This window comes from Candidatus Frankia alpina, assembly GCF_902806485.1.
In the GTDB taxonomy this organism is placed as follows: domain Bacteria; phylum Actinomycetota; class Actinomycetes; order Frankiales; family Frankiaceae; genus Frankia; species Frankia alpina.
Genome location: NZ_CADCWT010000581.1, coordinates 1 through 482 on the forward strand (window position 1 = coordinate 1; position 482 = coordinate 482).

Genomic DNA, 482 nt, shown 5'->3' on the forward strand with positions numbered 1-482 from the left:
CCCTCGATGTGGAGTAGTTGCCTCGTCCGCCTCACCGGTCGTACCACTGGATGCGTCCCCCGCATTCAGGATCTTTACTCGGTTCGGGCTGTCCACAGGGCGCTGATGGGCAGCGCCCAGATCCGGTCGTCGAGGTCGAAGGGCATCGGACCGGTGTGGAACACGACCCCGGCGCGAAAGCCCTCGCCGAGCTGGTCGCGCAGCCAGACGAGGTGGTGGGCATCCCGGGCCGACGGCGCCGAGGACGCCTTGATCTCGATGGCGATCACCTGGCCTCCCCCGAGGTCGATGACGACGTCGACCTCGTGGCCGTCACGGGAGCGGAGGTGATGCAGCCGGGCACGCGGATGTAGCAGTGTCACCTCCGGCCGCAGTTGGGCGAGGACGAAGGTGTCGAGCAGCCGGCCGAGCAGATCCCCGTCCCGCAGTAGGGCTTTGTTAGGTGTCGTTGAGTTGTGGTTTCAAGCGATCTGGTGACGGAT

Annotated in this window: 1 pseudogene; it reads right to left on the bottom strand. The window is 66.2% G+C overall.

Annotation, left to right across the window (positions count from 1 at the left end):
• Positions 1-74: 74 nt before the first annotated feature.
• Positions 75-434, bottom strand: a pseudogene (locus G6R25_RS24585) (DUF4143 domain-containing protein); the annotation flags it as partial.
• Positions 435-482 lie beyond the last annotated feature (48 nt).